The organism is Stenotrophomonas sp. S39, assembly GCF_016624665.1.
GTDB lineage: Bacteria > Pseudomonadota > Gammaproteobacteria > Xanthomonadales > Xanthomonadaceae > Stenotrophomonas.
Map to the genome: position 1 here is coordinate 1 of NZ_JACVTT010000065.1, position 26,851 is coordinate 26,851.

At 69.6% G+C, this 26,851-nt stretch carries 23 protein-coding genes; 15 read left to right on the forward strand and 8 right to left on the reverse strand.

Features of this window, described 5'->3' with window-relative positions:
• Positions 1 to 58 precede the first annotated feature (58 nt).
• Positions 59 to 715, reverse strand: coding sequence for a DUF480 domain-containing protein (locus tag IAE41_RS15720; RefSeq protein WP_200733748.1), 657 nt, complete (start codon positions 713 to 715; stop codon positions 59 to 61).
• Positions 716 to 817: 102 nt separating this feature from the next.
• Here IAE41_RS15720 and IAE41_RS15725 point away from each other — a divergent pair, with 102 nt between their 5' ends.
• From IAE41_RS15725 to IAE41_RS15750, 6 genes are all read left to right on the forward strand, one after another.
• On the forward strand, positions 818 to 1,741 hold the full coding sequence (locus IAE41_RS15725) for a 5'-nucleotidase, lipoprotein e(P4) family (RefSeq protein WP_200733749.1): 924 nt from the start codon (positions 818 to 820) through the stop codon (positions 1,739 to 1,741).
• On the forward strand, positions 1,738 to 2,463 hold the full coding sequence (pyrF, locus tag IAE41_RS15730; protein WP_200733750.1) for an orotidine-5'-phosphate decarboxylase: 726 nt from the start codon (positions 1,738 to 1,740) through the stop codon (positions 2,461 to 2,463). The genes IAE41_RS15725 and pyrF overlap by 4 nt, the downstream gene beginning before the upstream one ends.
• A 219-nt stretch (positions 2,464 to 2,682) precedes the next feature.
• Positions 2,683 to 3,507 carry a serine protease gene (locus tag IAE41_RS15735; protein WP_200733751.1) on the forward strand — a complete coding sequence of 275 codons (825 nt, stop codon included), beginning with the start codon at positions 2,683 to 2,685 and terminating at the stop codon, positions 3,505 to 3,507.
• A gap of 315 nt (positions 3,508 to 3,822) precedes the next feature.
• A complete protein-coding gene (locus tag IAE41_RS15740) occupies positions 3,823 to 4,776 on the forward strand; it encodes a hypothetical protein (RefSeq protein WP_200733752.1) in 954 nt (317 codons plus the stop codon).
• Positions 4,776 to 7,412 carry a glycerol-3-phosphate 1-O-acyltransferase PlsB gene (gene plsB, locus IAE41_RS15745; protein ID WP_200733753.1) on the forward strand — a complete coding sequence of 879 codons (2,637 nt, stop codon included), beginning with the start codon at positions 4,776 to 4,778 and terminating at the stop codon, positions 7,410 to 7,412. The genes IAE41_RS15740 and plsB overlap by 1 nt, the downstream gene beginning before the upstream one ends.
• A complete protein-coding gene (locus IAE41_RS15750; protein WP_200733754.1) occupies positions 7,409 to 7,768 on the forward strand; it encodes a hypothetical protein in 360 nt (119 codons plus the stop codon). The genes plsB and IAE41_RS15750 overlap by 4 nt, the downstream gene beginning before the upstream one ends.
• 29 nt (positions 7,769 to 7,797) lie before the next feature.
• Here the strand turns inward: IAE41_RS15750 and IAE41_RS15755 are convergent, their stop codons facing one another.
• Positions 7,798 to 8,001 carry a YdcH family protein gene (locus tag IAE41_RS15755; RefSeq protein WP_079224582.1) on the reverse strand — a complete coding sequence of 68 codons (204 nt, stop codon included), beginning with the start codon at positions 7,999 to 8,001 and terminating at the stop codon, positions 7,798 to 7,800.
• Between the two features lie 83 nt (positions 8,002 to 8,084).
• On the opposite strand from IAE41_RS15755, the gene ttcA reads away from it, so the two are divergent.
• Genes ttcA through IAE41_RS15770 form a run of 3 tightly spaced genes read left to right on the forward strand, consistent with a single transcriptional unit; the run spans position 8,085 to position 10,795 of the window.
• On the forward strand, positions 8,085 to 9,014 hold the full coding sequence (ttcA, locus tag IAE41_RS15760) for a tRNA 2-thiocytidine(32) synthetase TtcA (protein ID WP_108745627.1): 930 nt from the start codon (positions 8,085 to 8,087) through the stop codon (positions 9,012 to 9,014).
• Between the two features lie 36 nt (positions 9,015 to 9,050).
• Positions 9,051 to 9,956: a recombination-associated protein RdgC gene (locus tag IAE41_RS15765; RefSeq protein WP_005411825.1), complete on the forward strand. Its 906-nt coding sequence runs from the start codon at positions 9,051 to 9,053 to the stop codon at positions 9,954 to 9,956.
• Positions 9,957 to 10,015: 59 nt separating this feature from the next.
• Positions 10,016 to 10,795 (forward strand): SprT family zinc-dependent metalloprotease, encoded by a 780-nt coding sequence (locus IAE41_RS15770; protein WP_200733755.1) that lies wholly within the window; start codon positions 10,016 to 10,018, stop codon positions 10,793 to 10,795.
• Between the two features lie 144 nt (positions 10,796 to 10,939).
• Here IAE41_RS15770 and IAE41_RS15775 read toward each other — a convergent pair whose 3' ends face one another.
• Positions 10,940 to 11,812, reverse strand: a complete 873-nt coding sequence (locus IAE41_RS15775; protein ID WP_200733756.1) for a methylglyoxal synthase — start codon at positions 11,810 to 11,812, stop codon at positions 10,940 to 10,942.
• A 163-nt stretch (positions 11,813 to 11,975) separates the two neighbouring features.
• On the opposite strand from IAE41_RS15775, the gene IAE41_RS15780 reads away from it, so the two are divergent.
• On the forward strand, positions 11,976 to 13,382 hold the full coding sequence (locus IAE41_RS15780) for an ATP-binding protein (protein WP_325167011.1): 1,407 nt from the start codon (positions 11,976 to 11,978) through the stop codon (positions 13,380 to 13,382).
• Here IAE41_RS15780 and IAE41_RS15785 read toward each other — a convergent pair.
• From IAE41_RS15785 to IAE41_RS15795, 3 genes are all read right to left on the reverse strand, one after another.
• Positions 13,368 to 14,813 carry an FAD-dependent oxidoreductase gene (locus IAE41_RS15785; RefSeq protein ID WP_200733758.1) on the reverse strand — a complete coding sequence of 482 codons (1,446 nt, stop codon included), beginning with the start codon at positions 14,811 to 14,813 and terminating at the stop codon, positions 13,368 to 13,370. The two genes, IAE41_RS15780 and IAE41_RS15785, sit on opposite strands and share 15 nt — an antisense overlap.
• A gap of 61 nt (positions 14,814 to 14,874) precedes the next feature.
• Positions 14,875 to 19,329 carry a glutamate synthase large subunit gene (gene gltB / locus IAE41_RS15790; protein WP_200733759.1) on the reverse strand — a complete coding sequence of 1,485 codons (4,455 nt, stop codon included), beginning with the start codon at positions 19,327 to 19,329 and terminating at the stop codon, positions 14,875 to 14,877.
• Between the two features lie 173 nt (positions 19,330 to 19,502).
• Entirely contained in the window at positions 19,503 to 19,892 is a 390-nt protein-coding gene (locus IAE41_RS15795) for an I78 family peptidase inhibitor (protein WP_200733760.1), read from the reverse strand.
• Between the two features lie 116 nt (positions 19,893 to 20,008).
• On the opposite strand from IAE41_RS15795, the gene IAE41_RS15800 reads away from it, so the two are divergent.
• Positions 20,009 to 21,061, forward strand: coding sequence for a DNA topoisomerase IB (locus tag IAE41_RS15800; protein ID WP_200733761.1), 1,053 nt, complete (start codon positions 20,009 to 20,011; stop codon positions 21,059 to 21,061).
• Positions 21,062 to 21,094: 33 nt separating this feature from the next.
• On the opposite strand, the gene IAE41_RS15805 is transcribed toward IAE41_RS15800, so the two are convergent.
• Positions 21,095 to 21,439 (reverse strand): hypothetical protein, encoded by a 345-nt coding sequence (locus tag IAE41_RS15805; protein WP_200733762.1) that lies wholly within the window; start codon positions 21,437 to 21,439, stop codon positions 21,095 to 21,097.
• A 196-nt stretch (positions 21,440 to 21,635) separates the two neighbouring features.
• On the opposite strand from IAE41_RS15805, the gene IAE41_RS15810 reads away from it, so the two are divergent.
• A complete protein-coding gene (locus IAE41_RS15810; protein WP_200733763.1) occupies positions 21,636 to 22,742 on the forward strand; it encodes an SDR family oxidoreductase in 1,107 nt (368 codons plus the stop codon).
• Between the two features lie 79 nt (positions 22,743 to 22,821).
• Complete coding sequence (locus IAE41_RS15815; RefSeq protein ID WP_200733764.1) at positions 22,822 to 23,235, forward strand: hypothetical protein; 414 nt, start codon at positions 22,822 to 22,824, stop codon at positions 23,233 to 23,235.
• On the opposite strand, the gene IAE41_RS15820 is transcribed toward IAE41_RS15815, so the two are convergent.
• Positions 23,208 to 24,275: a serine hydrolase domain-containing protein gene (locus IAE41_RS15820; RefSeq protein WP_200733767.1), complete on the reverse strand. Its 1,068-nt coding sequence runs from the start codon at positions 24,273 to 24,275 to the stop codon at positions 23,208 to 23,210. The two genes, IAE41_RS15815 and IAE41_RS15820, sit on opposite strands and share 28 nt — an antisense overlap.
• A 192-nt stretch (positions 24,276 to 24,467) precedes the next feature.
• On the opposite strand from IAE41_RS15820, the gene IAE41_RS15825 reads away from it, so the two are divergent.
• Positions 24,468 to 24,854: a BlaI/MecI/CopY family transcriptional regulator gene (locus tag IAE41_RS15825; RefSeq protein WP_200733765.1), complete on the forward strand. Its 387-nt coding sequence runs from the start codon at positions 24,468 to 24,470 to the stop codon at positions 24,852 to 24,854.
• Between the two features lie 3 nt (positions 24,855 to 24,857).
• Positions 24,858 to 26,783 carry a M56 family metallopeptidase gene (locus tag IAE41_RS15830; protein WP_200733766.1) on the forward strand — a complete coding sequence of 642 codons (1,926 nt, stop codon included), beginning with the start codon at positions 24,858 to 24,860 and terminating at the stop codon, positions 26,781 to 26,783.
• Positions 26,784 to 26,851 lie beyond the last annotated feature (68 nt).

The window sequence follows — 26,851 nt, forward strand, 5'->3', positions numbered from 1 at the left end:
CGACCGTTGGTCGGCACGATTCAAATGCAGTGCCGACCAACGGTCGGCACCCACCCCCTCAACCGCCGCGCAGTTCCGCCAACTGGGCCTGCAGCTCGGCCACCGCGGCTTCCAGCTGGGCCACGCGCTCGGCCAGGCCGGGGTCGGCCGCTTCGCTGCCGCCACCGCCGCTGCTGGCGTACTTCGCGGCCAGCGCCGCACCGTCCACCTCACCGCACAGCAGGTGCATGTAGCGGTCCTCGCGCTGGCCGCTGGCGCGCGGCAGCACCACCAGCAGGGCGCGCTGCTGCAGGCGCTCGATGGCGTGGCGGGCTTCGCCCACATCGGCGAAGCGGTACAGGCGCTCGCTGCGGGTGACCAGCTCGCCCAGGGTCTGCGGCCCGCGCAGCAGCAGCATCGCCAGCAGCACGGTCTGCTGCCGGGTCAGGTCCAGCGCGGCCTGCAGGCGGTGCTCGTAGCGGTCGGCGCGCGAGGAGAAGTGCTGGCGCGCCAGGCCCAGTGTCTCCAGCTGGCGCAGGGCGTGCTGCACGCTGCCGGCATCGACGTTCATCACCGGCTCGCGGGCAGTCTTCTGGTTGGCTGCCGACTGTGCGGCGTTGACCGTCAGCGGGTAGGTGTCCGGGGTGGTCGCCTCCTTTTCCACCAGGCAGCCCAGCAGGCGGGCCTGGACGGCATCGAGCAGGGGGACGTCGGGGGTCTGGACGGGATCGGTCATGGCGGCCTCCGCAAGGCAACGGGTCAACCCCGAAGCATAGCCGTGCCACGGTCATCTTTGCCGGTAAAATGGCCGGGTATATCTGATTGCCGGTGAATCCTGATGCGTCGTCCCGTTTCCCTGTCCCTGACCCTGCTCGCCACTGCGGCGATCGGCCTGTCTGCCTGCAAGCGCGTGGACGCGCCTGCCGCCGAGACCCCCGCCCCCGATGCCCCGGCCGCGGCCGCCAAGGCCGACGGTGCGGTTGATGCGACCGCCAATGACAACCTCAATGCCGTGCTGTGGATGCAGCGTGCGCAGGAGTACAAGGCGATCACCGAACAGACCTACCGCGCCGCCGCCGACCACCTGGACGCCGCGCTGAAGGAAGCCCACTGGGATGCGCTGGTGCCGGAAGAACGCGGCAACGCGGCCAAGGGCCTGAAGCCGGCCGTGGTGCTGGACGTGGATGAAACCGTGCTGGACAACTCGCCCTACCAGGCGCGCCTGGTGCGCGACGGCAAGGAATACGACGAGCTGACCTGGGACCAGTGGGTGGCCGAGAAGAAGGCCAAGGCCATTCCCGGCGTGGTTGATTTCGCCAAGGCCGCCAATGCCAAGGGCGTGACCCTGCTGTACGTCTCCAACCGCGCCGTGCACCTGAAGGACGCGACCCTGGCCAACCTGCGCGAGCAGGGCCTGCCGGTGGCCGACGACAGCGTGTTCCTGGGCCTGGGCACCGTGGTCAAGGACTGCGAGCAGAACGGCAGCGAGAAGAACTGCCGCCGCCGCCTGGCCGGCCAGCAGTACCGCGTGCTGATGCAGTTCGGTGACCAGATGGGTGACTTCGTGGAAGTGACCGCCAACACCAACGAAGGCCGCGACGCGCTGCTGCAGCAGTACCACGACTGGTTCGGCGAGCGCTGGTGGATGCTGCCGAACCCGACCTACGGCGGTTTCGAGCCGGCCCAGTTCAACAATGACTACACCCAGTCGCGCCAGGCCCGCCACGACGCCAAGCGTGCGGCGCTGGATTACGCACCGTGAGCCGCGCACTGCTGCCGCTGCGCGATGACGAACGGCTGATCTTCGCCCTGGACGTGCCTGACCGCGTGCAGGCGCTGGAGTGGGTCGATCGCCTGGGCGACAGCGTGGCGTTCTACAAGATCGGCATGGAACTGCTCGCCTCCGGCGAGTACTTCCAGGTGCTGGAGGAGCTGGCGCGCCGCGACAAGCGCGTGTTCGTCGACCTGAAGTTCTTCGACATCCCGGCCACCGCTGCGGCGGTGATCAAGCGCCTGTCGCAGTGGCCGGTCAGCTACGCCACCATCCACGGCTGGCACCCGGCGATGATGGAGGCCTGCGCGGCCGCCAACAGCAGCGACATGCGCCTGCTGGCGGTGACCGTGCTGACCTCGATGGGGCGCCCGGACCTGGCGCAGATGGGCATCGACCGCGAGCCGGTGGACGTGGTGGTCGAGCGCGCGCTGGCCGCCCAGGCCGCCGGCATCGACGGCGTGATCGCCTCCGGCCAGGAAGCGGGCCCGATCCGCGCCGCCACCGGCGCCGGGTTCTCGATCGTCTGCCCGGGCATCCGTCCGGGGGGCCCGGTCGGCGATGACCAGAAGCGCACCGTCGGCGTGGCCCAGGCCTTCGCCGATGGCGCCGATGCCATCGTGGTCGGCCGCCCGATCCGCCTGGCCGCCGATCCGCAGGCGGCCGCGCGGGCCATCCAGCAGGAAATCGCGTCGGCTCTGGCTGCACGCTGAGCCTGCCGGCGCCGCCGGTCACAGCGCAACACCGAACGCCATCCCGCCCCGTGTGGGATGGCGTTCGCATTTGTGGGCCCAGCGCTGTCGCTGTCGACCCCGCAGCGAAAAACCGTGCGCACGGTCGCACTGGATCCGAACGCCGCTCCCTCCCAATCGATGCACCGGCGCCGCCCACGGCTGCGCCGGTTCCAACCATCAGAGAGGGAGTACACGGATATGTATCGCAGCACCTCTGCAGTGCTTGCCGGCCTGTTGCTGGCTGTCAGCGCGGCGCCCGCTTTCGCCGCACCCGAGCCCCGCGAAACGCCGCGCATCATCGGCGGCGAGGACGCCCAGCCGGGGCAGTACCCGTTCATGGTCAGCATCCAGGGCGTTTTCGACGGTGACACCGACCATGACCGCCACTTCTGCGGCGGCACCCTCATTTCGCCGTCGTGGGTGCTGACCGCCGCGCACTGCATGCAGGGTGAAGCGCCCGCCGGAATCGCGGTGGCCGGCAATGTCACCGCGCTGTCCACCGACGCCGCGCCGCGCGCCTCCAACGTCAAGGCCATCCATGTGCATCCGGCCTTCAACAGCGGCAACTCGCTGGAGCACGACGTGGCCCTCATCCAGCTTGATGCGCCGCTGGCCGATGCCCAGCCGGTGACCCTGCGCCTGCGCCCGGATGCCAGCTACCTCAAGCCCGGCCGCGACTTCACCGTCATTGGCTGGGGCGACACCGATATCGGCGATGGCCGGGTCTATCCCACCCAGCTGCAGACGGTGAAGGTACCGTTCGTGCCATTTGCCGAGTGCCAGCAGGCCTATGCCGGCGAACTGCAGCGCGGGAAGGTCATCTGCGCCGGGCGCGAAGGCATGGACAGCTGCCAGGGCGATTCCGGCGGCCCGCTGCTGCTCAAGCTGCGCGAGGGATGGACCCAGTTCGGCGTCGTCAGCTGGGGCGAGGGCTGCGCGCTGGCCGGTTACCCCGGCGTTTATGCCCGAATCGCCGAAAAACATGCCGTAGATTTCATTGAATCGGTCTGGCAGAAGAATTGATTCAATAAAATCAATTATTTAAGTCGTGTTACATCACGTGTTGCCTTAACTTCGGCGGCGGCGTAGCATCGCCGCCATCCGGCCCCTGGGCCGGAGATGTGCCACAACTGTCCACCGGCCCCGCGCCGGTTTGAAGAGCCTGCGATCCCCGTGATCCGGGCTCTTTTTTTATCGCCCGGGGTCGGATCCCTTTCGCCTGCGAAAGGGCTCTGACCCCGCCGATCGGCTCCCTTCCTGGCCAAACCGTGACCGCACGGCTTGCCGCTGTCACCTTGCAGGCCGCAAGATGCGGGCCGGTACGGGGAGTCCGATTGCATGAGCGTGGCAGTGCGACGAAGGTCTGCGCGTGGATGGGGGCTGGCAGCCATGGTGCTTCTGGCGATGGCCGCGTGTCGCCAATCCGGCAGCGACCCGGCCAAGCCGGCGGCCGAGCCGGTGGCGGCGGTGCAGGCCATGGCCCAGCGCCTGGTCGAGGATGATCTGGTCGGGTACGCGCGCCTGTCGGTGCCGCCGGGCCAGTACCAGCGCCTGCAACAGGCCTGGACCGAGGGCCACAGCCAGTGGCCACTGGGCGAGCTGCCTCTGGGCGACCAGATGCTGCCGATGCTGGCCGCCCTGCGCGAGCCGCAGGCCGCCACCCAGCTGCAGCGCAGTTTCGACCGCCAGCTGGCCGGCCAGGCCAGCGCGGTGCGCCAGGCGGCGCAGTCGATGGGCAACTTCGGCGTGCAGTACCTGCGCCACCAGAAGGGCTACACCCCCAGCCAGCAGACGCACTACATCGCCCTGGTGGAAACCCTGGCCGGCTGGGCGCAGGGCGCGCCGATCAGCGACCGGGCCCGCGCCCGCAGCAGCATCGCCGCCCTGGTCGAGGCCGCCGCCAAGGTGGGCTTCGACGATGAGGACGGCCTGCGTGCAGCCGGCATGGAAGGCAGCCTGCAGCAGCTGGCGCCGTTCCTGCACACGGTCAAGGCGGTCCTGGCCAGCTACGGGCTGGGCGTGGACGACGCCCTGCGCAGCCTGCGCGGGGAACTGCTTTCGGTGGAAGGCGACAACGCCCTGGTGCGCATGGAGTACGAGCTGGCCGGGCGCACCCTGCAGCTGCAGCTGCCGCTGAGCCGGCGTGAAGGCCACTGGTACCTGACCCGCACCCTGGCCGATACCGATGCCCTGCTGCGCAAGGCCGATGCGGCCCGCGCGGTGGCCGCGCCGGCGCCTGCGCAGGCCCCCGCCGCCGGCGGGGAAGCGGCAACCACGCCGCCTAAGCCATAATGGCGCCGATGTCGAAACAGAACCCGCTGCCGTTCCCCGGCGAAGAACCCCAGCAGACGCCCGCCGATCCGGCCGCGGCGTCTCCCTCGACCGGCACCGGCCCCAACCCGGTGCCGCCGCCCGCGCACGCCCGTCCCGCTGGCCGGCGCCCCCTTTGGGCGCGCCTGCTGGGCCGCCTGGTCGAGCCGTGGCTGGCCCTGAAGATCGAGCCGGAAGACCCGGGCCAGTACAACGATGGCCGCCCGGTGGTCTACGTGCTGGAAGACTACGGCCTGTCCAACGCGCTGATCCTGGACAAGGCCTGCCGCCAGGCCGGCCTGCCCTCGCCGCTGGTGCCGCTGGCCGGCGACCCGACCGGCCGCAAGCGCGCCTACCTGGCCCTGTCGCGGCGCAGTTCCAGCAACTCGCTCATTCCCGAGCAGCGCGGTGCCAAGACCCATTCCGATTCGCTGGCCAAGGTGCTGCAGGCACATCGCGTGCGCGATGACCTGGACGTGCATCTGGTGCCGGTATCGATCTTCGTCGGCCGCGCGCCGGACAAGCAGAGCGGCTGGTTCGCCGTGCTGTTCTCGGAAAACTGGGCGCTGGTCGGCCGTTTCCGCCGCCTGCTGGGCCTGCTGCTGAACGGCCGCAGCACCATCGTGCGCTTCGCCCCGCCGATCTCGCTGCGCAGCACCGTGGACGAGGGCCTGGAGCCCGAGCGCACCGTGCGCAAGCTGCAGCGCGTGCTGCGTACCCATTTCCGCCGCATCCGCGAATCGGTCATCGGCCCCGACCTGTCCACCCGCCGCCTGCTGGTGGACCAGGTGCTGGCCGCCGAACCGGTGCGCGAGGCGATTGCCGCCCAGGCCAAGCGCGACAACTCCAAGCCCGCCGATGCCTGGAAGAAGGCGCACGCCTACGCCTGGGAAATCGCCGCCGACTATTCCAGCCCGGTGGTGCGCTCGGCCAGCTTCATGCTCAGCCACGTGTGGAACCGCATCTACGCTGGCGTGCTGGTGCACCACCTGGACAAGTTCAAGGCCGCCGCGCCGGGCCACGAAGTGGTGTACGTGCCCAGCCACCGCAGCCACATGGACTACCTGCTGCTGTCCTACCTGTTGTACGACCGTGGCATCGTGCCGCCGCACATCGTGGCCGGCATCAACCTGAACCTGCCGGTGGTCGGCACCCTGCTGCGCAAGGGCGGTGCGTTCTTCATCCGCCGCTCGATCCGCGGCAACGCGCTGTACTCGGCCGTGCTCAGCGAATACGTCGCGCAGCTGGTGGCCGGCGGCTATTCCATCGAGTACTTCGTCGAGGGTGGCCGCTCGCGCACCGGGCGCCTGCTGCAGCCCAAGGGCGGCATGATCTCGATGACCCTGCGCGCGTTCCTGCGCCAGCCGCGCAAGCCCGTGCTGTTCCAGCCCATCTACATCGGCTACGAGAAGCTGATGGAAGGCGGCAGCTACCTGGACGAGCTGTCCGGGCGGCCGAAGGAGAAGGAATCGATCTGGTCGCTGCTGTGGGGCATCCCCAAGGTGCTCAAGCAGAACTACGGCCAGGTGGTGGTGAACTTCGGCGAACCGATCGCCCTGAACGACGTGCTGGCCGAGAAGGCGCCGGAGTGGAACGGCGAGGCGGTGCCGGAGGACGAGAAGCCGTCGTGGCTGTCGACCACCGTGGACACCCTGGCCGACCGCATCCAGGTGCGCATCAACGGTGCCGCCGACGTCAACCCGATCAACCTGCTGGCGCTGGCGCTGCTGTCCACGCCCAAGCACGCGATGGGCGAGGCCGACCTGATCGCGCAGATCGAGCTGTGCAAGACGCTGCTGGAAGAGATGCCGTATTCGGGCCGGGTGACGGTGACCCCGCACTCGCCGGAGCGCATCATCGCCCACGCCGAGGAAATCAACGTCCTCACCCGCATCAAGCACCCGCTGGGCGACGTGCTCAGCGTCAGCGGCGATACCGCGGTGCTGCTCAGCTACTTCCGCAACAACGTGGTGCACCTGTTCACCGCCTCGTCGTGGGTGGCCTGCTGCTTCCAGAACAACCGCCGCATGAGCCGCACCGGCCTGGTCCGCCTGGGCCGCACCGTGTACCCGTTCCTGCAGGCCGAGCTGTTCCTGCCGTGGAGCGAGGACGAGTTCGCCCAGCGCATCGAGCAGACCATCGACGTGTTCATCCGCGAAGGCCTGCTGCAGCAGGTCAACGACGATGACGGCGGCATGCTGACCCGCAACACCGGGCAGACCGACGAGGTGTTCCGCCTGCGTGCCATCGGCCATTCGCTGCAGCAGGCGTTCGAGCGGTACTACATCGCCATTTCGGTGCTGGTGAAGAACGGCCCGGGCACGCTGGGCACCGCCGAGCTGGAAAGCCTGTGCCAGCAGGCCGCGCAGCGCCTGAGCCTGCTGTACGCGCCGGCCGCGCCGGAGTTCTTCGACAAGTCGCTGTTCCGTGGCTTCATCCAGAAGCTGCGCGAGCTGCGCCTGGTGTGGCCGGACGAGAACAGCAAGCTGCTGTTCGACGACCGCCTGGACAGCTGGGCCAAGGATGCCAAGTTCATCCTCGGCCGCGAACTGCGCCACACCATCGAGCGCGTCAGCCCGGAAGCGGCGCGCCCGGAAGAACCGACGCCGCAGCCATGAACCGCGCTGGCCGGTGGATCAGCCCCGCGTGGCTGCTGCCGGCCCTGCTGCTCGCCGCCGGCACTGCCCAGGCGGCGCCGGCCTGCGTGGAGGACACCCTGCCGGGGCGGTTGGCCGATGCACCGATGCGCCTGTGCGTGGACGCCGGCGACGGCGCTGTGCCGCGCTACAGCCTGTGGCTGGCCGGTGCCGAGCGCATTGCCGGCGATGAAGACGCGGCTGTCGGCGCGGGCCTGCAGGGCGACTGGTACGGCCACCCGCTGCGCCTGCTCTGCCGCGTGGACGGGCCCGTGCGCCGCTGCGCGCTGAGCGTCGACGGCGAACCGGCGTGGAACGCCGACATCCCGGACAGGTAGATCCACGCCATGCGTGGATGGGGCCCCGGTTACGCCGGCTCGTCGGGAATCTGCAGGCTTTCCAGCTTGGCGATGCAGTCCTTCAACTGCAGCTTGCGCCGCTTCAGCCGTTTCGACTCCAGCTCGTCCTCGCCATTGGCGGCCATCCGGGTGATCTGTTCATCCAGCACGCGGTGTTCGGCGCGCAGGGCGACGAGGCGTTCGACGATCTCGGCGGGGCTGTAGGTATCCACAGCCTCCGAGCATACACAGCGCCGATGACCATCGGGAGAGGGCGGCCCCGCGCCGCGGCCGGCGCCGGCCCCAAGCCGGTAGAATGGAGCCCATGAGCGCCGTGATTTCCCTGCCCGATCCCCTGCCGCGTGCGACTGTCGCACCGCGCCGGGACGTGGGCGCGGAGCACCGGCTGGCAAAGCGCCTGCGCCGCCAGGTCGGCCAGGCCATTGCCGACTTCGGCATGATCGAGGCCGGTGACAAGGTCATGGTCTGCCTGTCCGGCGGCAAGGACAGCTACACCCTGCTGGACCTGCTGCTGCAGCTGCAGAAGAAGGCGCCGGTGCCGTTCGAGCTGGTGGCGGTGAACCTGGACCAGAAGCAGCCCGGTTTCCCCGAACACGTGCTGCCGCAGTACCTGGCCAGCCTGGGCGTGCCGTACCAGATCATCGAGCAGGACACCTATTCGGTGGTCAGCCGGGTCATCCCCGAAGGCCGCACGATGTGTTCGCTGTGCTCGCGCCTGCGCCGCGGCGCGCTGTACAACCACGCCGAGAAGCACGGCTTCACCCGCATCGCGCTGGGCCACCACCGCGACGACATGGTGGCCACCTTCTTCATGAACCTGTTCCACCACGCCAAGCTGTCGGGCATGCCGCCGAAACTGCGCAGCGACGACGGCCGCCACGTGGTCATCCGCCCACTGGCCTACGTACGCGAGCACGACATCGTCGCGTACGCCCGGGCCCGTGATTTCCCGATCATCCCGTGCAACCTGTGTGGCAGCCAGGAAAACCTGCAACGCCGCCAGGTCGGGCTGATGCTCCAGCAGTGGGAAAAGGACCATCCCGGCCGCATCGACCAGATCGCCCGCGCCATGGGCCAGATCCACCCCTCGCAGCTGGCCGATGCCAGCCTGTTCGACTTCATGGCGCTGGGCCGTCGCGACGCTGCACCGGTGTCCGATGCCCACGCCTGGCTGGCCGGTTTCCCGGCCGATGCCGACGCAGTTCCCGAGACGCCCGCCGCTTAAGGTGGGACGCCCTTCCTCTTCGCCATCCGGAATTCCATGTTCTTTCGCAACCTGACGTTCTTCCGTTTCCCGACCACCACCGATTTCTCCGAAGTGGACACCCTGCTGCCGCACGCCCTGCTCAAGCCGGTCGGTGCGCTGGAAATGAATTCGCGCGGCTTCATCTCGCCCTTCGGCCGCGAGGAGAAGGAACTGCTGTCGCACCGCATCGCCGAACACCTGTGGCTGACCGTGGGCGGCGAGGACAAGATCCTGCCGGCGGCGGTGGTCAACGACCTGCTCGAGCGCAAACTGGAGGAAATCGAGGAGAAGGAAGGCCGCCGCCCCGGTGGCCGCGAGCGCAAGCGCATGAAGGACGACCTGCTGCATGAACTGCTGCCGCGCGCCTTCGTGAAGTCCTCGCGCAACGATGCCTTCATCGACCTGCAGCACGGCTACGTCGCGGTGGACACCTCCAGCCGCAAGACCGGCGAGTACTTCATGTCCGACATCCGTGGGCTGCTCGGCAGCTTCCCGGCCATGCCGCTGAACGCCGAAGTCGCGCCGCGCTCGATACTGACCGGCTGGATCGCCGGCGAGCCGCTGCCGACCGGCCTGAGCCTGGGCGAAGAGTGCGAGATGAAGGACCCGGTGGAAGGCGGCGCGGTGGTCAAGTGCCAGCACCAGGAACTGCGCTGCGACGAGATCGACAAGCACCTGGATGCCGGCAAGCAGGTGACCAAGCTGGCCCTGATCTTCGAGGACAACCTGTCCTTCGTCATCGGCGACGACCTGATCGTGCGCAAGCTGAAGTTCCTCGACGGTGCCCTGGACCAGCTGGAGCATGCCGACGAAGACGGCCGCCGCGCCGAGTTCGACGCCCGCTTCGCCCTGCAGAGCGCCGAGATCCGTCGCCTGTTCCTGTTGCTGGAAGAAGCCTTCAAGCTCAGCAAGGCTGACTGAACAGGCACTGCGCGGGCCGCCGGTCATCCAGCGGCCCCGCGCAGCGCTATGCTGGGCACATGAGCCGCCTGCTGCGCCGCCTGATCGGCCCGACCCCGCCCGCCACCGTGCAGCGCGACACCGTTCGCCTGCGCCTGGATGATGCCGAGATCGAGGTACTGCGCGTGCGTGATCCACGCGCGCGCCGCATCAAGCTGAGCGTGGACGAGCGCGGTGCGCGCCTGACCCTGCCGCCGCGGGCGAGCCTGGTGATGGGCGAGCGCTTCCTCGAACAGCACCGCGACTGGCTGGCGCAGCAGCTGCGCGTCTACCAGGACAACGGCCTGCCGGCGCCGCTGCAACCGGGCGAGGACGGCATGCTGCCGCTGCGCGGTGAACTGCTGCCGGTGCGCTGGCAGGAAGGCCGCTTCGCGCGGCTGGAGATCGACGGCGACGGCGCCTGCGTGCAATGGCCGACCCGTGCCGGCGATGCCACCCTGCGCCGTCTGCTGCGCGAGTTCTACGAGGCGCAGACCCGCGCCGACGTTGGCCGCTGGCTGCCGAAGTACCTGCCCGGCCTGCCGCGCGCACCCAGCCGCGTGCGGCTGAAGGTGATGTCCTCGCAATGGGGCTCGCTGGCCCCGGACGGCAGCATGGCGCTGGACCTGGCCCTGGTGCTGGGCCGCCCGGACGCCTTCGAATACGTGCTGGTGCACGAACTCTGCCACCTGATCCAGCCCAACCACTCGCCCGCGTTCTGGCACGAAGTGGAACAGCGCTTCCCCGCCTGGCGCGAACAGCGCGATTACTTCCAGCTGGAAGGCCGCAGACTCAAGGCCATGCTCCGCCAGCTTTTGTAACTGTAGCGCCGAGCCCATGCTCGGCTGCCGTTGAATGCAGCCGAGCACGGGCTCGGCTCTACAGAAGCGTGCGCAGCCCACCCCACCCGGCCAAGCCACGACGCCAGTCGACTAACAGTCGACTCTACCTGCCGTTGGCCGCAATCATGACCGGGCCGCGCGCAACGCCGCCGCCGTCGCCCAGCGTGCCGCCACCCGCGGCGCCGTGATGCACACCGCCTGGTCGGTCACCGTCGTCACCGCCCGCTCCAGCAGCTGGATGTCAGCCTCGTGCTGGCGCGCCACGTGCGGATCCTCGAAGAAGATCGCGCGCTGGCACCGCCCCTCCAGCACCCGGTCGGCAATCTGCGCATCACCGCCCATCGGGCCGCTCTGGTAGCGCGTCACCCACGGTGCATCGCTGGGCCAGCCGCGGCTCCAAGCCAGTTCGTTCAGGCGCTGGCCGGTGGTGCCGGTCGCCACGCGCTCGCCGAAGCGCGCCAGTACATCGAAGTGCTCGTCGGCGAAGGCCAGCATCGCCGGCTTCATCGCATCGTGGGCGATCAGCGCCAGGGTCTGTCCCTCGAACGCGTGCAGGTCATCGGCGCCGGCATCGGCCGCCAGCCCGGCGTGGATGCGTTCGTTCTCGATCCAGTCGCGCGCGGTGGCCACCGTCGAAATGAACGGCTTGCCGTGGATCACGCACTGCCGCTTGAGCGCGGTCGCTTCGGGAAACACCGACGAAGGATCGACCGGATCGATGAAGTAGATCGCGCCATCGAGGGTCCGCTCCGGGCCCATGCCGACCACTTCGGCCACCAGCTTCATCAGGCCGCCCTGGCGCCCGTAGGGATAGCGCTGCAGGCCTGCATAACCGGCCAGGAAGCCGTTGCGCTCGATGGCGTCGTGGGTGCGCCCGACCGCATGCAGGGACACGCCCAGCTCGCGCAGGCCCGGCTCGCTGGCACGCAGCCAGCGGAACAGCGCAGCGCGCGCGTCATGGTGGTGCAGGCGGTTGGCGGCCAGGCCGATGCGCATCGCGGGCTCCCTCAGTGGTAGAGGCGGCAGTGTATGTCGCTATCAGCACCACTGGAGCGTTTTGCAATTTTCCTCATTGCTGCTGCGCGCCGTGTCGCTAGCGTGGCAGGTGGCTGCTGCGTCGTGCAGCCGTGTGTCTGGCCTGCGGCGTGAGGAGTTCTTCGTGAGTGTCGCTGGTTGTCCTGATGCCGCCGCTGCGCACCGCCGCTGGCGTTGTGGCGGCGTGCTGCTGGTCCTGCTGGTGGCCCTGCCGGTCGCCGCCAGCCAGCCACAGCCGTGGTCGCGCGGGTTGGCCGCCGCGTTGCTGGCCCTGCTCGGGCTGGGCCTGCTGCATGCCCTCGGACGCTGGCGGCTGCGACGCGAAATGCAGCGCCGCCGCGCACTGCAGCAGCGCCTGCAGATACTCAGCGCTGGCCTGCCGGCGGTGGTCTATCGGGTGCGGCGCAGCGGAGGTGGCGATTACAGCGTGCCCTACCTTGCGGGTGACGTGCACGCCCTGTTCGGCATCGACGTGGACAGCGCGCGTGTCGAGCATGCACGTCTGCTGGCGGCCGTGCATCCGGACGACCGCGCATCGGTGATGGCCCATGTCGAGGCCGCGGCACGGGTGCGCGGTCCGATCGACGTCACCTTCCGCAGCCAGGGGCGGATGGGCTGGCGCTGGATGCGCTCGCACGGGCGACCGCTGCCCCGTGGCGACGGTGACAGCCACGCAGTCGAATGGCGTGGCTACTGGATGGACGTGACCGAAGCACAGCGGCATGCGCGCGCCCTGGACGAGGCCCGCCGCGAGGCCGAGCAGGCGGTCGTGGCCAAGGCCCACTTCCTGGCGGCCATGCGCCAGGAGATCGGTGCGCCGATGAACACCCTGGTGGGCATGCTCGATGGCCTGGCCGGTACGCGGCTGGACCCGCGGCAGCGGCACCTGCTGGCCAGCCTCGAGGAGGCCGCCGTGATGCTCCGGCAGATCCTCGACGAGGTGCTGGACAGCGCGCGGCAGCCGATCGGCAGCCGGCCCCCGCAGGCCGTGCCGACCGACCTGGCCGCGCTGCTGCGGGGCGTGCAGCGCCTGCTGGCACCGCTGGCCGCGAGCAAGGGCCTGCAGCTGCGCTGCGTGCTGGATCCGGCGCTGCAGGCCCGCTCGAGGGTCGATGGCCTGCGACTGCAGCAGATCCTGTTCAACCTGGCCGGCAATGCGCTCAAGTTCACCGCGCACGGCGGGGTGGAGCTGCGCCTGCAGGTGCTGCGCCAGGCCGCCTCCGGCCAGCACCTGCGCGTGCAGGTGGCCGACACCGGCGTGGGCATCAGCCCGGCGCGGCAGCAGGCGGTGTTTGCGCCCTACACCCAGGCCGAAGCGTCCACCCCGCGCCGCTTCGGTGGCAGCGGCCTGGGCCTGGCCATCTGCCGCGAGCTGGCCGCCGCACTGGGCGGCGAACTGCAGCTGCACAGCGTTCCCGGCGAGGGCACCACCGTCAGCCTCGACGTGTACCTGCCCGCGTGCGACGCCCCTCCAGCGTCGGCGCCACGGGTCGCACAGGCGGCGGCGACGGCCGGATCAGTGTGCCAGTAGACGCACGATGCTGGCCGCGGCGTCGCGGCCCTCGGCGACGGCGGTCACCACCAGGTCCGCGCCGCGCACCGCATCGCCACCGGCGAACAGGCGCGGGTGGGCGGTCTGGTACGGCAACCGGTCATTGCCACCGGCGACGATGCGGCCGTTGGCCTGGCCTTCCACGCCGTGTTCGGTCAGCCACGCCGGCAGGGTCGGCGAGAAGCCGAAGGCAATGATCACCACGTCCGCCTCCAGCAGCGATTCGCTGCCCTCGATCGGCACCGCGTTCTGGCGGCCATTGGCATCGGGTTCGCCCAGGCGGGTCTCGACCACGGTCACGCCGATCACTTCGTCATCGGCACCGGCTTCGATCGACAGCGGCTGGCGGTTGAACAGGAAACGCACGCCCTCCTCGCGGGCGTTGGCCACTTCGCGCGCACTGCCGGGCATGTTGGCCTCGTCGCGGCGGTAGGCGCAGGTCACCTTGGCCGCGCCCAGGCGCACGGCGCTGCGTACGCAGTCCATGCCGGTGTCGCCGCCGCCGAGCACCACCACGCGCTTGCCGTTGAGATCGGGCAGGGCGATGGTGTCCTCCCAGCCGGCAATCGGCCGGCCCTTCGGATCATCGCCGCTGACGATGCGGCTGTTCTGCACCAGGAACGGCAGGGCCGGCAGCACGCCCTTCAGGTCCTGCCCGTCCAGCCCGCCATCGGTGTAGCGGTAGGCGCCGGTGCCGACGAAGACCGCATCGTGGCTGTCCAGCAACTGCTGCACGCTGACATCGCGGCCGATCTCCACGCCCAGGCGGAACTGCACGCCCATGCCCTCCAGCACCTCGCGGCGGCGGTGGATCACGTCCTTGTCCAGCTTGAAGCTGGGGATGCCGAACTGCAGCAGGCCGCCGATCTGTTCGTAGCGGTCATAGACCACGGCGGTGATGCCGGCACGCGCCAGGCGGTCGGCGCAGGCCAGGCCGGCCGGGCCGGCACCGATCACCGCCACGCTCTGGCCGGTGGGCTGCACCGCGCCCAGATCCGGGCGCCAGCCGCTGGCCAGGGCGGTATCGACGATGTACTTCTCCACCGCACCGATGGTCACCGCGCCGAATTCCTCCAGCGTGCAGCTGCCTTCGCACAGGCGGTCCTGCGGGCAGACGCGGCCGCACACTTCCGGCAGCGGGTTGGTGCTGTGGCACAGCGTGGCCGCTTCGTGGATGCGGTTTTCCTGCACCAGCTGCAGCCACTGCGGGATGGCGTTGTGCACGGGGCACTTCCAGCTGCAGTACGGGTTGCCGCAATCCAGGCAGCGGCCGGCCTGGTACTGGGCGTCTTCCTTGCCGAACTTGCCGTACAGCTCACCCCAGTCGCCGGAGGTGCGCAGTTCGACCGGGATGCGCTGCGGCATGGTCCGGGGCAGGTCGAGGAACTGGAAAGCGTGCTTGCGGCTCATGGCTGGCTCTGGAATGCGAAGGGGAACGTTGCCGGCCAGTGGCCGGCACTACCGGGCGGAATCACGCGGCGCGTCGCAGGGTTTCAGTCAGCGACTCGATGCTGGCGGCCTTGGGTTTGACCAGCCAGAACTTGCCGATGTAATCGCGGAACTCGTCCATGATCTGCTGCGCCCAGATGCTGCCGGTCAGCTCGCGGTGGCGGCCGATCAGGCGGTGCAGGTGCTGGCGGTAGTTCTCGAAGCCCTCGGCCGACACGCGGTGGATGTCGATCAGCTCGTGGTTGTAGCGGTCGACGAAATCGCGATCCACGTCCAGCACGTAGGCCAGACCACCGGTGAAGCCGGCGCCGAAGTTCAGGCCGACCTTGCCCAGCACCAGCACCACGCCATCGGTCATGTACTCGCAGCAGTGGTCACCGGCACCTTCCACCACCGCCAGCGCGCCGGAGTTGCGCACCGCAAAGCGCTCGCCCGCGCGGCCGGCGGCAAACAGCTCGCCACCGGTGGCGCCGTACAGGCAGGTGTTGCCGATGATGGCGGTGCTGCGGGCCTCGAAGCGCGCGCCACGCGGCGGGCGCACCACCAGGCGGCCACCGGCCATGCCCTTGCCGACGTAGTCGTTGGCTTCGCCTTCCACTTCCAGGTGCAGGCCGCCGACGTTGAAGGCACCGAAACTCTGCCCGGCGCTGCCGCGGAAGCGCAGTTCCAGCGGTGCCTCGGCCATGCCCTGGTTGCCATGCGCTCGGGCCACGGCACCGGCCAGGCGGGTGCCGATGCTGCGGTCGGTGTTGTGGATCAGGAAGCGGTGTTCGCCGCCCTGCTTGTGTTCGATGGCTGCGGCCAGCAGGCCATCCATCTGCGTGGCCAGGCTGTCCGGCGATTCGTACAGGCGCTGCGCGGCGCAGTGGCTGCCTTCGTAACGGGCATCGGCCAGCAGGCGTGAAAGGTCCACGCGCACGCCATCGCGCGGCGCCGCCTCGATCTGCCGCAGCAGGTCGGTACGGCCGACGATCTCCTCCAGCGAACGCGCGCCCAGGTAGGACAGCCAGCCGCGCACTTCCTCGGCCAGCAGGCGGAAGAAGTTCTCCACGCGTTCGGGCTGGCCGGTGAAGTGGTTCTCGCGCAGGCGGTCGTCCTGGGTGGCCACGCCGGTGGCGCAGTTGTTGAGGTGGCAGATGCGCAGGTACTTGCAGCCCAGCACGATCATCGGCGCGGTGCCGAAGCCGAAGCTGTCCGCGCCCAGCAGCGCGGCCTTGACCACGTCCAGGCCGGTCTTCAGGCCGCCATCGGTCTGCAGCAGGGTGCGCCCGCGCAGGTCGTTGGCCAGCAGCGCCTGGTGCGCTTCGGCCACGCCCAGTTCCCACGGCACGCCGGCATAGCGGATCGAGCTGACCGGCGAGGCGCCGGTGCCGCCGTCATGGCCGGAGATGGTGATCAGGTCCGCACCGGCCTTGACCACGCCGGCGGCAATCGTGCCGACGCCGGCATGGCTGACCAGCTTCACCGACACCAGCGCGGTCGGGTTGACCTGCTTCAGGTCGTAGATCAGCTGCGCGAGGTCTTCGATGGAGTAGATGTCGTGGTGCGGCGGCGGCGAGATCAGGCCGATGCCCGGCTTGGCATAGCGCAGGCGAGCGATCAGTTCGTTGACCTTGTGGCCGGGCAGCTGGCCGCCTTCGCCGGGCTTGGCGCCTTGGGCGACCTTGATCTGCAGCACCTCTGCGTTCACCAGGTACTCGGCGGTGACGCCGAAGCGGCCCGAGGCCACCTGCTTGATCTTGCTGCGGCGCTGCGTGCCGTAGCGCGCGGGGTCTTCGCCACCTTCGCCGGAATTGCTGCGGCCGCCGAGGCGGTTCATGGCGATGGCCAGCGCTTCATGCGCTTCCGGCGACAGTGCGCCGAGGCTGATGGCGGCGGTGTCGAAGCGCGGGAACAGTTCGCTGGCTGCGGCGACCTCGTCCAGTGGTACCGACGTCGCCGCCGGCACCAGTTCCAGCAGGTCGCGCAGCGCCGACGGCGGCCGTGCATGCACGGCATCGCAGTACTGCTGCCAGGCACGCGGGTCACCGCTGCGCGCCGCGCGCTGCAGGGTGGTCACCACGTCCGGGTTGTACATGTGGTATTCGCCGCCGTGCACGTACTTCAGCAGGCCACCGACATCCACGCCCTGCTGCGCATCCCAGGCCTGCGCGCACAATTCGCGTGCGTCGGCATCCAAGCGCGCGAAACCGGCGCCGCCGATGCGCGAGGCGGTATCGGGGAAGCACAGGCCCACCACCTCCGGTTCCAGGCCGATGATCTCGAACAGCTGCGCGCCGCGGTAGCTGGCCACGGTGCAGATGCCCATCTTCGAGATGATCTTCGACAGGCCCTTGTAGACACCCTTGCGGTAGCGGCGGCCGATCTGCGACTGCTCACCGCCCTTGCTGAGCTTGAGGATGCCGCGGCGGCCCAGGTCGAACAAGGTCTGGTAGGCCAGGTACGGATACACCGCGGTGGCACCGAAGCCGAGCAGGCAGGCCATGTGGTGCGGATCGCGCGCGGTGCCGGTCTCGACGATCAGGTTGACGTCGCAGCGCAGGCCCAGGCGCGAGAGGTGGTGGTGGATGGCACTGGTGGCCAGCAGCGCATGCACCATCGGCCGCCCGGCCACCGGGTAGCGGTCGGACAGCAGCAGCATCACCATGCCGTCGCGCGCGGCCTGTTCGGCTTCGGCGCAGATGCGCTCGATGCCGGCGCGCAGGCCTTCGTCCTCACTGTAGGACAGGTCGAGCAGGCGGTTGGCCTGCACGTACTGGTCCATCTTCAGCAGCTGGCGCAGCTTGCGCTGGCTCAGCACCGGCGAGTTGAGGATGACGTGGTTCACCGTCTCCGGGCCGGCATGGAAGATGTTGGTCTCCTTGCCGAGCTGGGTGGACAGGGACATCGCGCAGTCTTCGCGCAGCGGATCGATCGGCGGGTTGGTGACCTGCGCGAACGCCTGGCGGAAATAGTCGTACAGCGGACGGCTGCGCTGGCTCAGCACCGCCATCGGCGTGTCATCGCCCATCGAGCCGGTGGCTTCCTGCTCGGTCTCGGCCAGCGGCCGCAGCACCTGTTCCACTTCCTCGCTGCTGAGCTGGTACAGCTTGTGGTAGCTGCGCAGGGTGCCCTCGTCGAAGGGCTCCTCCACCAGCGAGGGATCGATCAGTTCGGTCTGCAGGTAGGTGACGCCCTGCTGCAGCCACTGCTTGTACGGCGCGCGGCCGCGGTTGATGCGGTCGATGGCTTCCGAATCGAGCAGGTCGCCGCGCTTGAGGTCGATGGCGATCATCTCGCCCGGGCCGAGCTTGCCCTTGCGCACCACGCGCTCGGTCGGCACTTCCCACACGCCCGCTTCGGAGGCGACCAGGAAGTGGCGGTCGGCGGTCAGCATCCACCGCGCCGGGCGCAGGCCGTTGCGGTCCAGCGTACAAACCGCATAGCGGCTGTCGCAGGCGACGATGCCGGCCGGGCCGTCCCACGGCTCGCTGTTCAGGCCATGGAACTCGTAGAACGCGGCCAGGTCGGGATCCTTGAACTCCAGCGACTGGGTTGCCGGCGGCACCAGGATGCGCAGCGCCTGGATCAGTTCCATGCCACCGGACACCATCAGCTCCAGCATGTTGTCCAGGCTCTGCGAATCCGAGCCGTGCATGGAGATGACCGGATCGAACTCGGCGATGTCGAAGCGCGGGGTCTTCCACACCTTGCTGCGCGCCTGCGCCCAGCGCCGGTTGCCTTCGATGGTGTTGATCTCGCCGTTGTGGGCGAGCATGCGGAACGGATGCGCCAGCGGCCAGCGCGGCAGCGTGTTGGTGGAAAAGCGCTGGTGGAACACGATGGCGCTGGAGGCCAGTTCGCGGCGCTGCAGGTCCGGGAAGAAGCGGCTCAGCTTGTCCGGCAGCACCATGCCCTTGTAGCTGATCGCATTGGGGCTGAGGGTGGTGACGTAGTAATCGGCATGCTCGCGCAGCTGCTGTTCGCTGCGGCGGCGGGCCAGGAACAGCGCCAGCGCGAAGCCGCCGTCATCCTGGCCGACACCGGCGTCGACGAACACCTGTTCGATGCGCGGCAGCGTGTCGCGGGCCAGCTGGCCGCAGACGCTGTCATCGGTGGGCACCTCGCGCCAGCCCGCGACCTTGCAGCCCACCGCTTCGACCTGCGCCTGCAGCTGTGTGCGGCAGGCCTGGGCGGCGTCGGCATCGTGCGGCAGGAACACCAGGCCGGCGGCGAAGCGCGCGCCCACGGTGATGCCGGCTTCGCTGGCCAGCAGTTTCAGGAAGGCATCGGGGCGGCGCAGCAGCAGGCCGCAGCCATCGCCGGTCAGGCCGTCGGCGGCGACGCCGCCACGGTGGGTCATGCGCGAAAGCGCGGCGATGGCGGTGTCGACCAGTAGACGCGAGGGCTGGTCGTCAAGCTGCGCGACCATGCCGAATCCACAGGCATCGCGCTCGGAGCGCGGGTCGTAAAGCCCTTGGCGGTTGCGGGGGGCCATCTCTACCTCGATGCGTAATGAAATGAGCAGGGACACTCGTGCCCGCCCAATCCCTGGAGCGCATCATGAGGCCACCGGATGCCTCGACTAGATCACAGTTGTTGCAACGCCGCAATACACGGTTGCGCGTGCAACCAAAACGCCGGCAAACCCTTGCCGGCGTTGGCTTTCACTCAACCGCAGCGGGCGCCGCTGATCAGGCCCTTTTCGTCCACTTCGATGTTCAGGCGATCGCCCAGGAACTCCATCGTGGCCACGTCGCTGGGCTTGAGCACGCGCACCTGGCTGGCGGCGGCATCTTCCTGGGCCTGCTTGCCCAGTGCATCGGTGTAGGCCTGGCCGACCAGGCTCTGCACCTGGCTGGCATCGCAGTTGCCGGCCGGCGGTGCTTCGGTGGCCTTGCCGGCTTCGTCGGCCGGGGCCTTGGCGGCTTCGGCGGCCTGCTGGGCATGGGCGGTGGCCGAATCCTGCTCATCCAGCGCGGGCGCCTGGCAGGCGGACAACGCCAGCACGGCCGGCAGCAGCAGGGCGGAGAGCGAACGGGCGCGAATCTGGAACGGCATCATGACTCCGGAACGGAAGGGACTGTGAAGACCCGAGCATAGCCGCCCGTGGCCCCTCACGTGTTTGTCTTGCGTTATTGACGTGGCCACGCCGCGCCGATCGCCACACTGGCGGCATGCCTCCTGCCCCCACCCCCGAACGACAGGCCGCGCGCGCGGCGGGCCTGCGCTATGTCGATGACACCCAGCCCGGCATCAGCCGGCGCCGCGCAGGCAAGGGTTTTGCCTACCGCGATGCCGATGGCCATGCCGTGCGCGATGCCGCCACCCTGCAGCGCATCCGCGCGCTGGCCATCCCGCCGGCCTACACCGCCGTGTGGATCTGCGCCCATGCCAACGGCCACCTGCAGGCCACCGGGCGCGATGCGCGCGGGCGCAAGCAGTACCGCTACCACGCCGACTGGGCGGCAGTGCGCGACTCAGGCAAGTTCGACCGCACCATCGCTTTCGGCGAAGCACTGCCCGCCCTGCGGCGCAGGCTCAGCCGCGATCTCAAGCTGCGTGGTTTCCCCCGCGAGAAGGTGCTGGCGGTGGTGGTCGCGCTGCTGGCCGACACCCTGGTGCGGGTGGGCAATGAAACCTATGCCAAGGAAAACAAATCCTTTGGCCTGACCACGCTGCGCAACCGCCACCTGGACCTGCTGCGCGGTGGGCGCGTGCGCATGCGCTTCCGCGGCAAATCCGGGCAGCTGCACGAGGTGACCGTGGGCGACCGCCGGCTCGGTACGCTGGTGCGCGGCGTGCAGCAGCTGCCCGGGCAGGCGCTGTTCCAGTATCGCGATGACGACGGTGTCATCCAGCCGGTCGATTCCGGTGCGGTCAATGACTACCTGCGCGAGGTGATGGGTGAGGATTTCACCGCCAAGGACTTCCGTACCTGGGGCGGCACCCTGGCGGCGGTGCAGACCTTCGCCGCCACCGAGCTGCCGGAGCCGGCCAGCCAGCGCGCGCTGGCCAAGGCGCAGCGCGAGGTGGTGTGCCAGGTGGCCGCGCGGCTGGGCAACACGCCGGCGGTCTGCCGCAAGGCGTACATCGACCCCTGCGTGTTTGCGGGCTGGGAACGCGGTGAGCTCGCTTCGCTGGCGGGCCTGCGCGGCCCGCGGCAATGGGAGCAGGCGACCCTGAAGGTGCTGCGCCGGGCACGGCGGCTGGCCAAGCGCAGCGCCTGAGCGCTTGGTAGCGTCGAGTCTGCGCGACGGCGCTTACCCGCAATAGATGGCGGTGATGTTGTTGGTGCGGCCGGTTTCGATGGTCAGGCGATCACCGCCCTCGACGGCCGCGCCTGCGGCAGGGTCAGCGCTGCCACTGGCGGTATTGCCGCTGTGCTCGCGGCTGCCGCGGGTGACCTGCACGTGCAGGCTGTCGCTGTCCACGCGCGCGCGCTCGACGGTCATCGCCGAAGCGGCCAGGCCCACGGCACCGCGCACCATGTTGGTGTGGCACTGGCCGGAAATCACGCCATCGATCGGCTGGATCTGGGCAACCGGACTGCTGCTGCAGGCGGCAAGGGCAAAGCAGAAGGCGGCGGTGGCAATCGCATGTTTCATCTGGGCATTCCTCGTGTCTTGGCCTGAAGAGTGCGACGACACGCGTGGTGGCGGAATGAATGCCGTGCACGTGGTGGACACGGTGCGCTCACCGCCACCGACAACGCGGGTAGGGACACTGCACGAGCGGCGCACGCCGCCCCCGGTAGTGCCGGCTGTTGGCCGGCAACCCCATCCCCCTCCCGAGGAGACCTGCATGGCCACCACCAAGAAGACCCCCGCCCGCCGCAAGGCATCGCCCAAGGTGCGCAAAGGCAGCACCAGGGCAAAGACCGTCGCCGAAACCGACCGCCCGCGCGTAGTGAAGACCGCCACCCGCAAGGCTGCGTCCAGCGACCCGCGCGCGGCCCGGGTGGCCTCGCGGCAGCGGCGCCTGCAGGACCAGGAGAAGGCCAAGGACGCACGCGCCATCAGGAAGGCGACGAAGAAGACCGCCACCCAGGCGGGTGCGCGCCGGCAGCCGGAAACGATGCCGGCCCAGCACCTGGCCAAGCCCGGCCATGAGCATGCATTGGAACTGGCGCCGCGCTTCCTCGCCCCCGATTACGTCGGCAGCGGCAAGCTCCAGGGCATGCGCGCGATCATCACCGGCGGTGATTCCGGCATCGGCCGCGCCGTGGCCGTGCTGTTCGCCCGCGAAGGCGCCGATGTCGCCGTGCTTCATCTGGATGAAGCGGAGGACGCGGACCTCACCCGCCAGCACGTGGAGCGCGAAGGCGGCCGCTGCGTGGTGATCGCCGGCGACGTGCGCGATCCACGCTTCTGCAACAAGGCGGTAAAGCAGGTGGCCAAGGCGTTCGGCGGCATCGACATCCTGGTCAACAACGCGGCATTCCAGCTGCACTGCGAGCGCCTGGAAGACCTGGAAGATACGCATCTGCAGGAGACGCTACAGACCAACATCGGCGGCTACATCCAGATGGCACGGGCGGTGCTGCCGCATCTGGGCGAGGGCGCCAGCATCATCAACACCGGCTCGGAAACCGGCCTGTTCGGCAGCAAGGCCCTCATCGACTACTCGGCCACCAAGGGCGCCATCCATGCTTTCACCAAGGCGCTGGCCAGCCAGCTGCTGCCGCGTGGCATCCGGGTGAACTGCGTGGCCCCGGGGCCGGTGTGGACGCCGCTGAATCCTGCCGACAAGCAGGCCGACGACGTGGCTGAGTTCGGCAAGGACAGCGACATGGGCCGCCCCGCGCAGCCGGAAGAACTGTCACCGGCCTATGTGTTCCTGGCCTCGCCCGCATGCGCCAGCTACATCAGCGGTGCGATCCTGCCAGTGATGGGCGGTCCACGCGGTTGAGCCGGCGGTAGTGCCGGCGGTAGTGCCGGCCGCTGGCCGGCAGCTATCCTCGGGCACGCGAACAGAGGATGGGGTGGGCATGGACGGCACCGTTGAATACCTGTGGCTGCCGCCGGGCGCGAAACCGCCCGAACGGGCCTGCTCCCCTTTCCGCGCCATTGTGGCGGTCGAAGCCGCCGTGGAGGCGGACTGGCAGGCGCGGGTGAGTGACTGGCTGGTGCGCAGCGGTTGCCGCTACATGATGGCCTGGGGCATCGAGTGCAGCGGTTGGGATGATGCGGTGGACATGGCATCGCTGGAGGGCGAGGGCGCCGACTTCGTGGTGACCACCTGGCATGACCGCGACACCCTGGCGGAGGTGTTCGCGTTCTGCGTCATTGCCCAGCACCCTACGCTGGCACTGCCGCACACACTGGTGCTGCATGTGGCTGGGGTGGCCGACCGGGCGCGCGTGCTTGCAGGTGTTCAGGGCGCTGTTGCGGCAGGCGCATAGAGATCGGCGATGCGCGGAATGAAGCGCTGCGGGTTGGCGCCGACCAGATTGGTCAGCACCACCACCGCCACGCCGCGGTCGGGGTAGACGATGAAGGCCGAGCGCGCACCACCGATGCCGGCGACCTGACGATCCGGCGCCGCCTGCAGCACCGGCCAGCCGGCGGCCCACGGGCCAGCCCGGCCATCGGCGAGGGGCTCGGCGGTCCACATGCGCGTGCGCGACGGCTCGGCCAGCAGGCGGTCGCTGGCCAGCGCGGCCAGCCAGCGTGCAGTGTCATCGGCGGTGGTGAGGATGCCGCCGCCCGCCCAAAGGCTGGGCGGCATGTCGTAGAACCAGTGCGACAGGCGTGGCGGCGTGTCGGCCGCTTCCGTTGCGCGCGGCGCCAGGCTGTACATCGTTGCTGCATCGGGCACCAGGTCGTAGCTGTCACCGAAGGTGGTGCGGTCCATGCCGACCGTGCCGAACTGGCTGCTGGCGAGGAAGCGCTCGAAGGGCATGCCCGATTGCCGCGCGATGATCCGCGCCAGCAGCAGGTAGTTGGTCTGGTTGTAGGCGAAGCGCTGGCCGGGTGCGGCATCCATCGGCCGCTCGGTCACGGCCTGCCAGGCCTGCGCCTCGGTACCACCGCCCAGCAGCCCGCGCTCATCAAGGATGTCCGGCAGGCCCGAGGTGTGCGCGAGCAGCTGGCGCACGCGAACGCTCTGCCAGGCCGGCGGCAGCGCATCGAGGTAGCGCGCCAGCGGCGCATCCAGATCCAGCCTGCCCTGCTGCGCCAGCTGCGCGGCCGCCACGCCGGTGAAGGCCTTGGTGGCCGAGTTCAGCGGAAAGCGCGTGCTGCGCGTGGCGGCGATGCCGTTCTCCACGTTGGCCAGGCCGAAGGCTTCGGACAGCACCACGTGGCCGTCCTTGACCACGGCCACCTGCAGGCCGGGGATGCGCTCGTCCTGCATGGTCTGGCGGACCAAGCGGCGCGCCTGTTCGTTGGCGGCATCCGTGCCGGGCGACGCGGCGGCCACCGGCAGGGCGGCGAGGAGCAGCAGAAGGGCGGGCAGCGTTGGACGGAACATGGGAATTCCCGGCAGGTTGTCGGGGATCGGATGCGTGGGGTGGGGAGAAGGTTTAAGCCCATCCCCAACCCCTACCGTTCGTCGGCCCATGACTTCCGGGGGGTTGACTACAACTGTCGTCACGCAGACAGTGACGACACGTGTAGTCAAGGGAGTGGTGTCATGCGTGGCAAGACCATCGGGGACCAGGAGCTGGCCCTGCTGAAGTACATCGATGAACATGCGCCGGCCAGCGTCGGCGAGGTCGCCAGTGGCTACGGCGAGGCCCGCGGGCTGGCCCGTTCCACCGTGCTGACGATGATGGAGCGGCTGCGCGCCAAGGGGTATCTTCAGCGCGAGCAGCAGGAAGGCGTCTACCGCTACCAGGCCACCCGTGGCCCGGAAAGCGTGCTGCAGGGCGCTGTGGCCCAGTTCGTCGACAACACCCTGCAGGGTTCGGTGTCGCCGTTCGTGGCCTACCTGTCGCAACGCCAGGAAGTCAGTGACAACGAACTGGCGGAGCTGGAAGCGCTGGTCGCCCAACTCCAATCGCGTCGCCACGAGGGCTGAGCCATGGACACCACGATGCTGATTTCCCTGCTGGAACGCCTGGGTTGGACCAGCCTGCAGACCGTGCTGCTGGTGGCCCTGGTCTATGGGCTGTGCCGCGCCTTGCCCTCGCTGTCGGCCAGCACCCGCTGCCGCCTGTGGTGGCTGGTGTCGCTGCAGGCGGTGCTGGGCCTGTTCTGGAGCCAGCCGCTGCAGCTGGCCTGGCTGCCGGCGCCACAGACCGTGGCAATGAGCGCCACCGACCTGGCCGCCGATGCGATCCATCCGATGGCGCCGGAACTCTCCGCGAACCTGCTGGCCACCGCGCCGATCAACCAGGCCCCTGACATCGCCGCGTCGATCGGCAGCGGCGTATCGCCGATGGCCTGGTGGGCGATGGCGCTGGCCGCGCTGTGGCTGTCCGGCGTGCTGGTGATGGCATGGCGCACCTTCGGCGAGTGGCGCCAGTGCCGCGCGCTGCTGGCGGCCTCGCATCCCTGCGAAGACGCGGCCCTGGTGCAGGCGCTGCAACTGGCTGCCGATGCCCATGGCCTGCGCCGCGCACCGCGCCTGTGGATGAGCGGGCAGGTGGACGCACCGCAGCTGGTCGGCCCGCTGCGCCCGGTGCTGCTGCTGCCGGCCGGTGCCAATGCCCTGCAGGGCGATGCGCTGGATCTGGCGCTGACCCACGAGCTGCAGCACATGCAGCGCCGTGACCTGCAGTGGGGCCTGCTGCCCGCACTGGCCCAGCACCTGTTCTTCTTCCATCCGCTGCTGCGCCTGGCCGTGCGCGAATACGCCCAGGCCCGCGAGGAAGCAGTGGATGCAGCGGTGGTCGGCCAGCACGGTGCCAGCCGCCATGCCTATGGCCGCCTGCTGCTGCAGCTGGGCGTGGCACCGCAGCCGCACCTGGGCGTGGCCAGTGCCGCGCCGAGCACCACCAGCCTGAAGCGCCGCCTGATGAGCCTGCAGCCGCGCCGTGCCTGCCCGCGCATCCTCGCCATCGGCCTGACCGCCTTGGTGGTTGCGGTGGGCGTAGCGCCGATGCGCCTGGTGGCTGCCCCGGCACCGCCTGCGCCGCCGGCACCGCCTAAGGTCGTCCCTGCACCGCCCGCACCGCCGGCCGCGCCCGCTGTGCCGGCCAACGGGGTCCACCTGGTGATGCCCACGCCGCCGGCACCGCCCGCCGCGCCGTCCGTCCCCGCTGCGCCGTCTGCACCGCCCGCGCCTCCGGCACCGCCTGCCGAGGATGACGACAGCTACACCACGGTGGGCGAGCTGCACCTGGGCAACGATCTGGAACGTGGCCACGTGCTGATCGACCACGGCCGCAGCTATGCCAGTGCGACGATCGATGACATCCAGCAGGCCCGTCGTGATGTCGGCCGCGATGGCCCGGTGCTGTGGTTCCGCGAAGGCAACAAGCGTTATGCCGTGCGTGATCTGGCCCTGATCCAGCCGCTGCAGCGCGTCTATGCGCAATCGGCCGAACTGGGCCGCCAGCAGGGCCAGCTCGGCCGCGAGCAGGGGGTATTGGGGCGCCAGCAGGGTGAACTGGGCCGCAAGCAGGCCGTGTATGCCCGGGAAATCAGCCGTGTGGCGACCCAGGCGGCAAGCAGGGCGGTGCGCGAGAGCGACATCAACCGCCAGGGCGCAGCGGAGGCCGCGAGGGCCGCGCGTGGTGCGGTGGATGACGCAGCGATTGCCCGCCAGGCCGCAGCCGAGGCGCGTCTTGCGATGCGTGAAGTGCAGGCGGTGCAGGACGCACACAGCCACGACATCAGCGAACTGGCCAACCAGCAGGCCCAGCTGGGCCTGCGCCAGGCCGCGCTGGGCAGCCAGCAGGCCGAACTGGGTGAACGCCAGGCGCAGCTGCAGGCGCAGGCGTCGGCACAGGCAAAGCAGGTGATCGCCCGCGCGATGGCCAGCGGCAAGGCCCAGCAGCTCTGACGGGTAAATGCCGGGCCCCGGGCGGGCCCGCCCGGGGGGGGGGGGGTTGGGGGGGCGGGGGGGGGGCC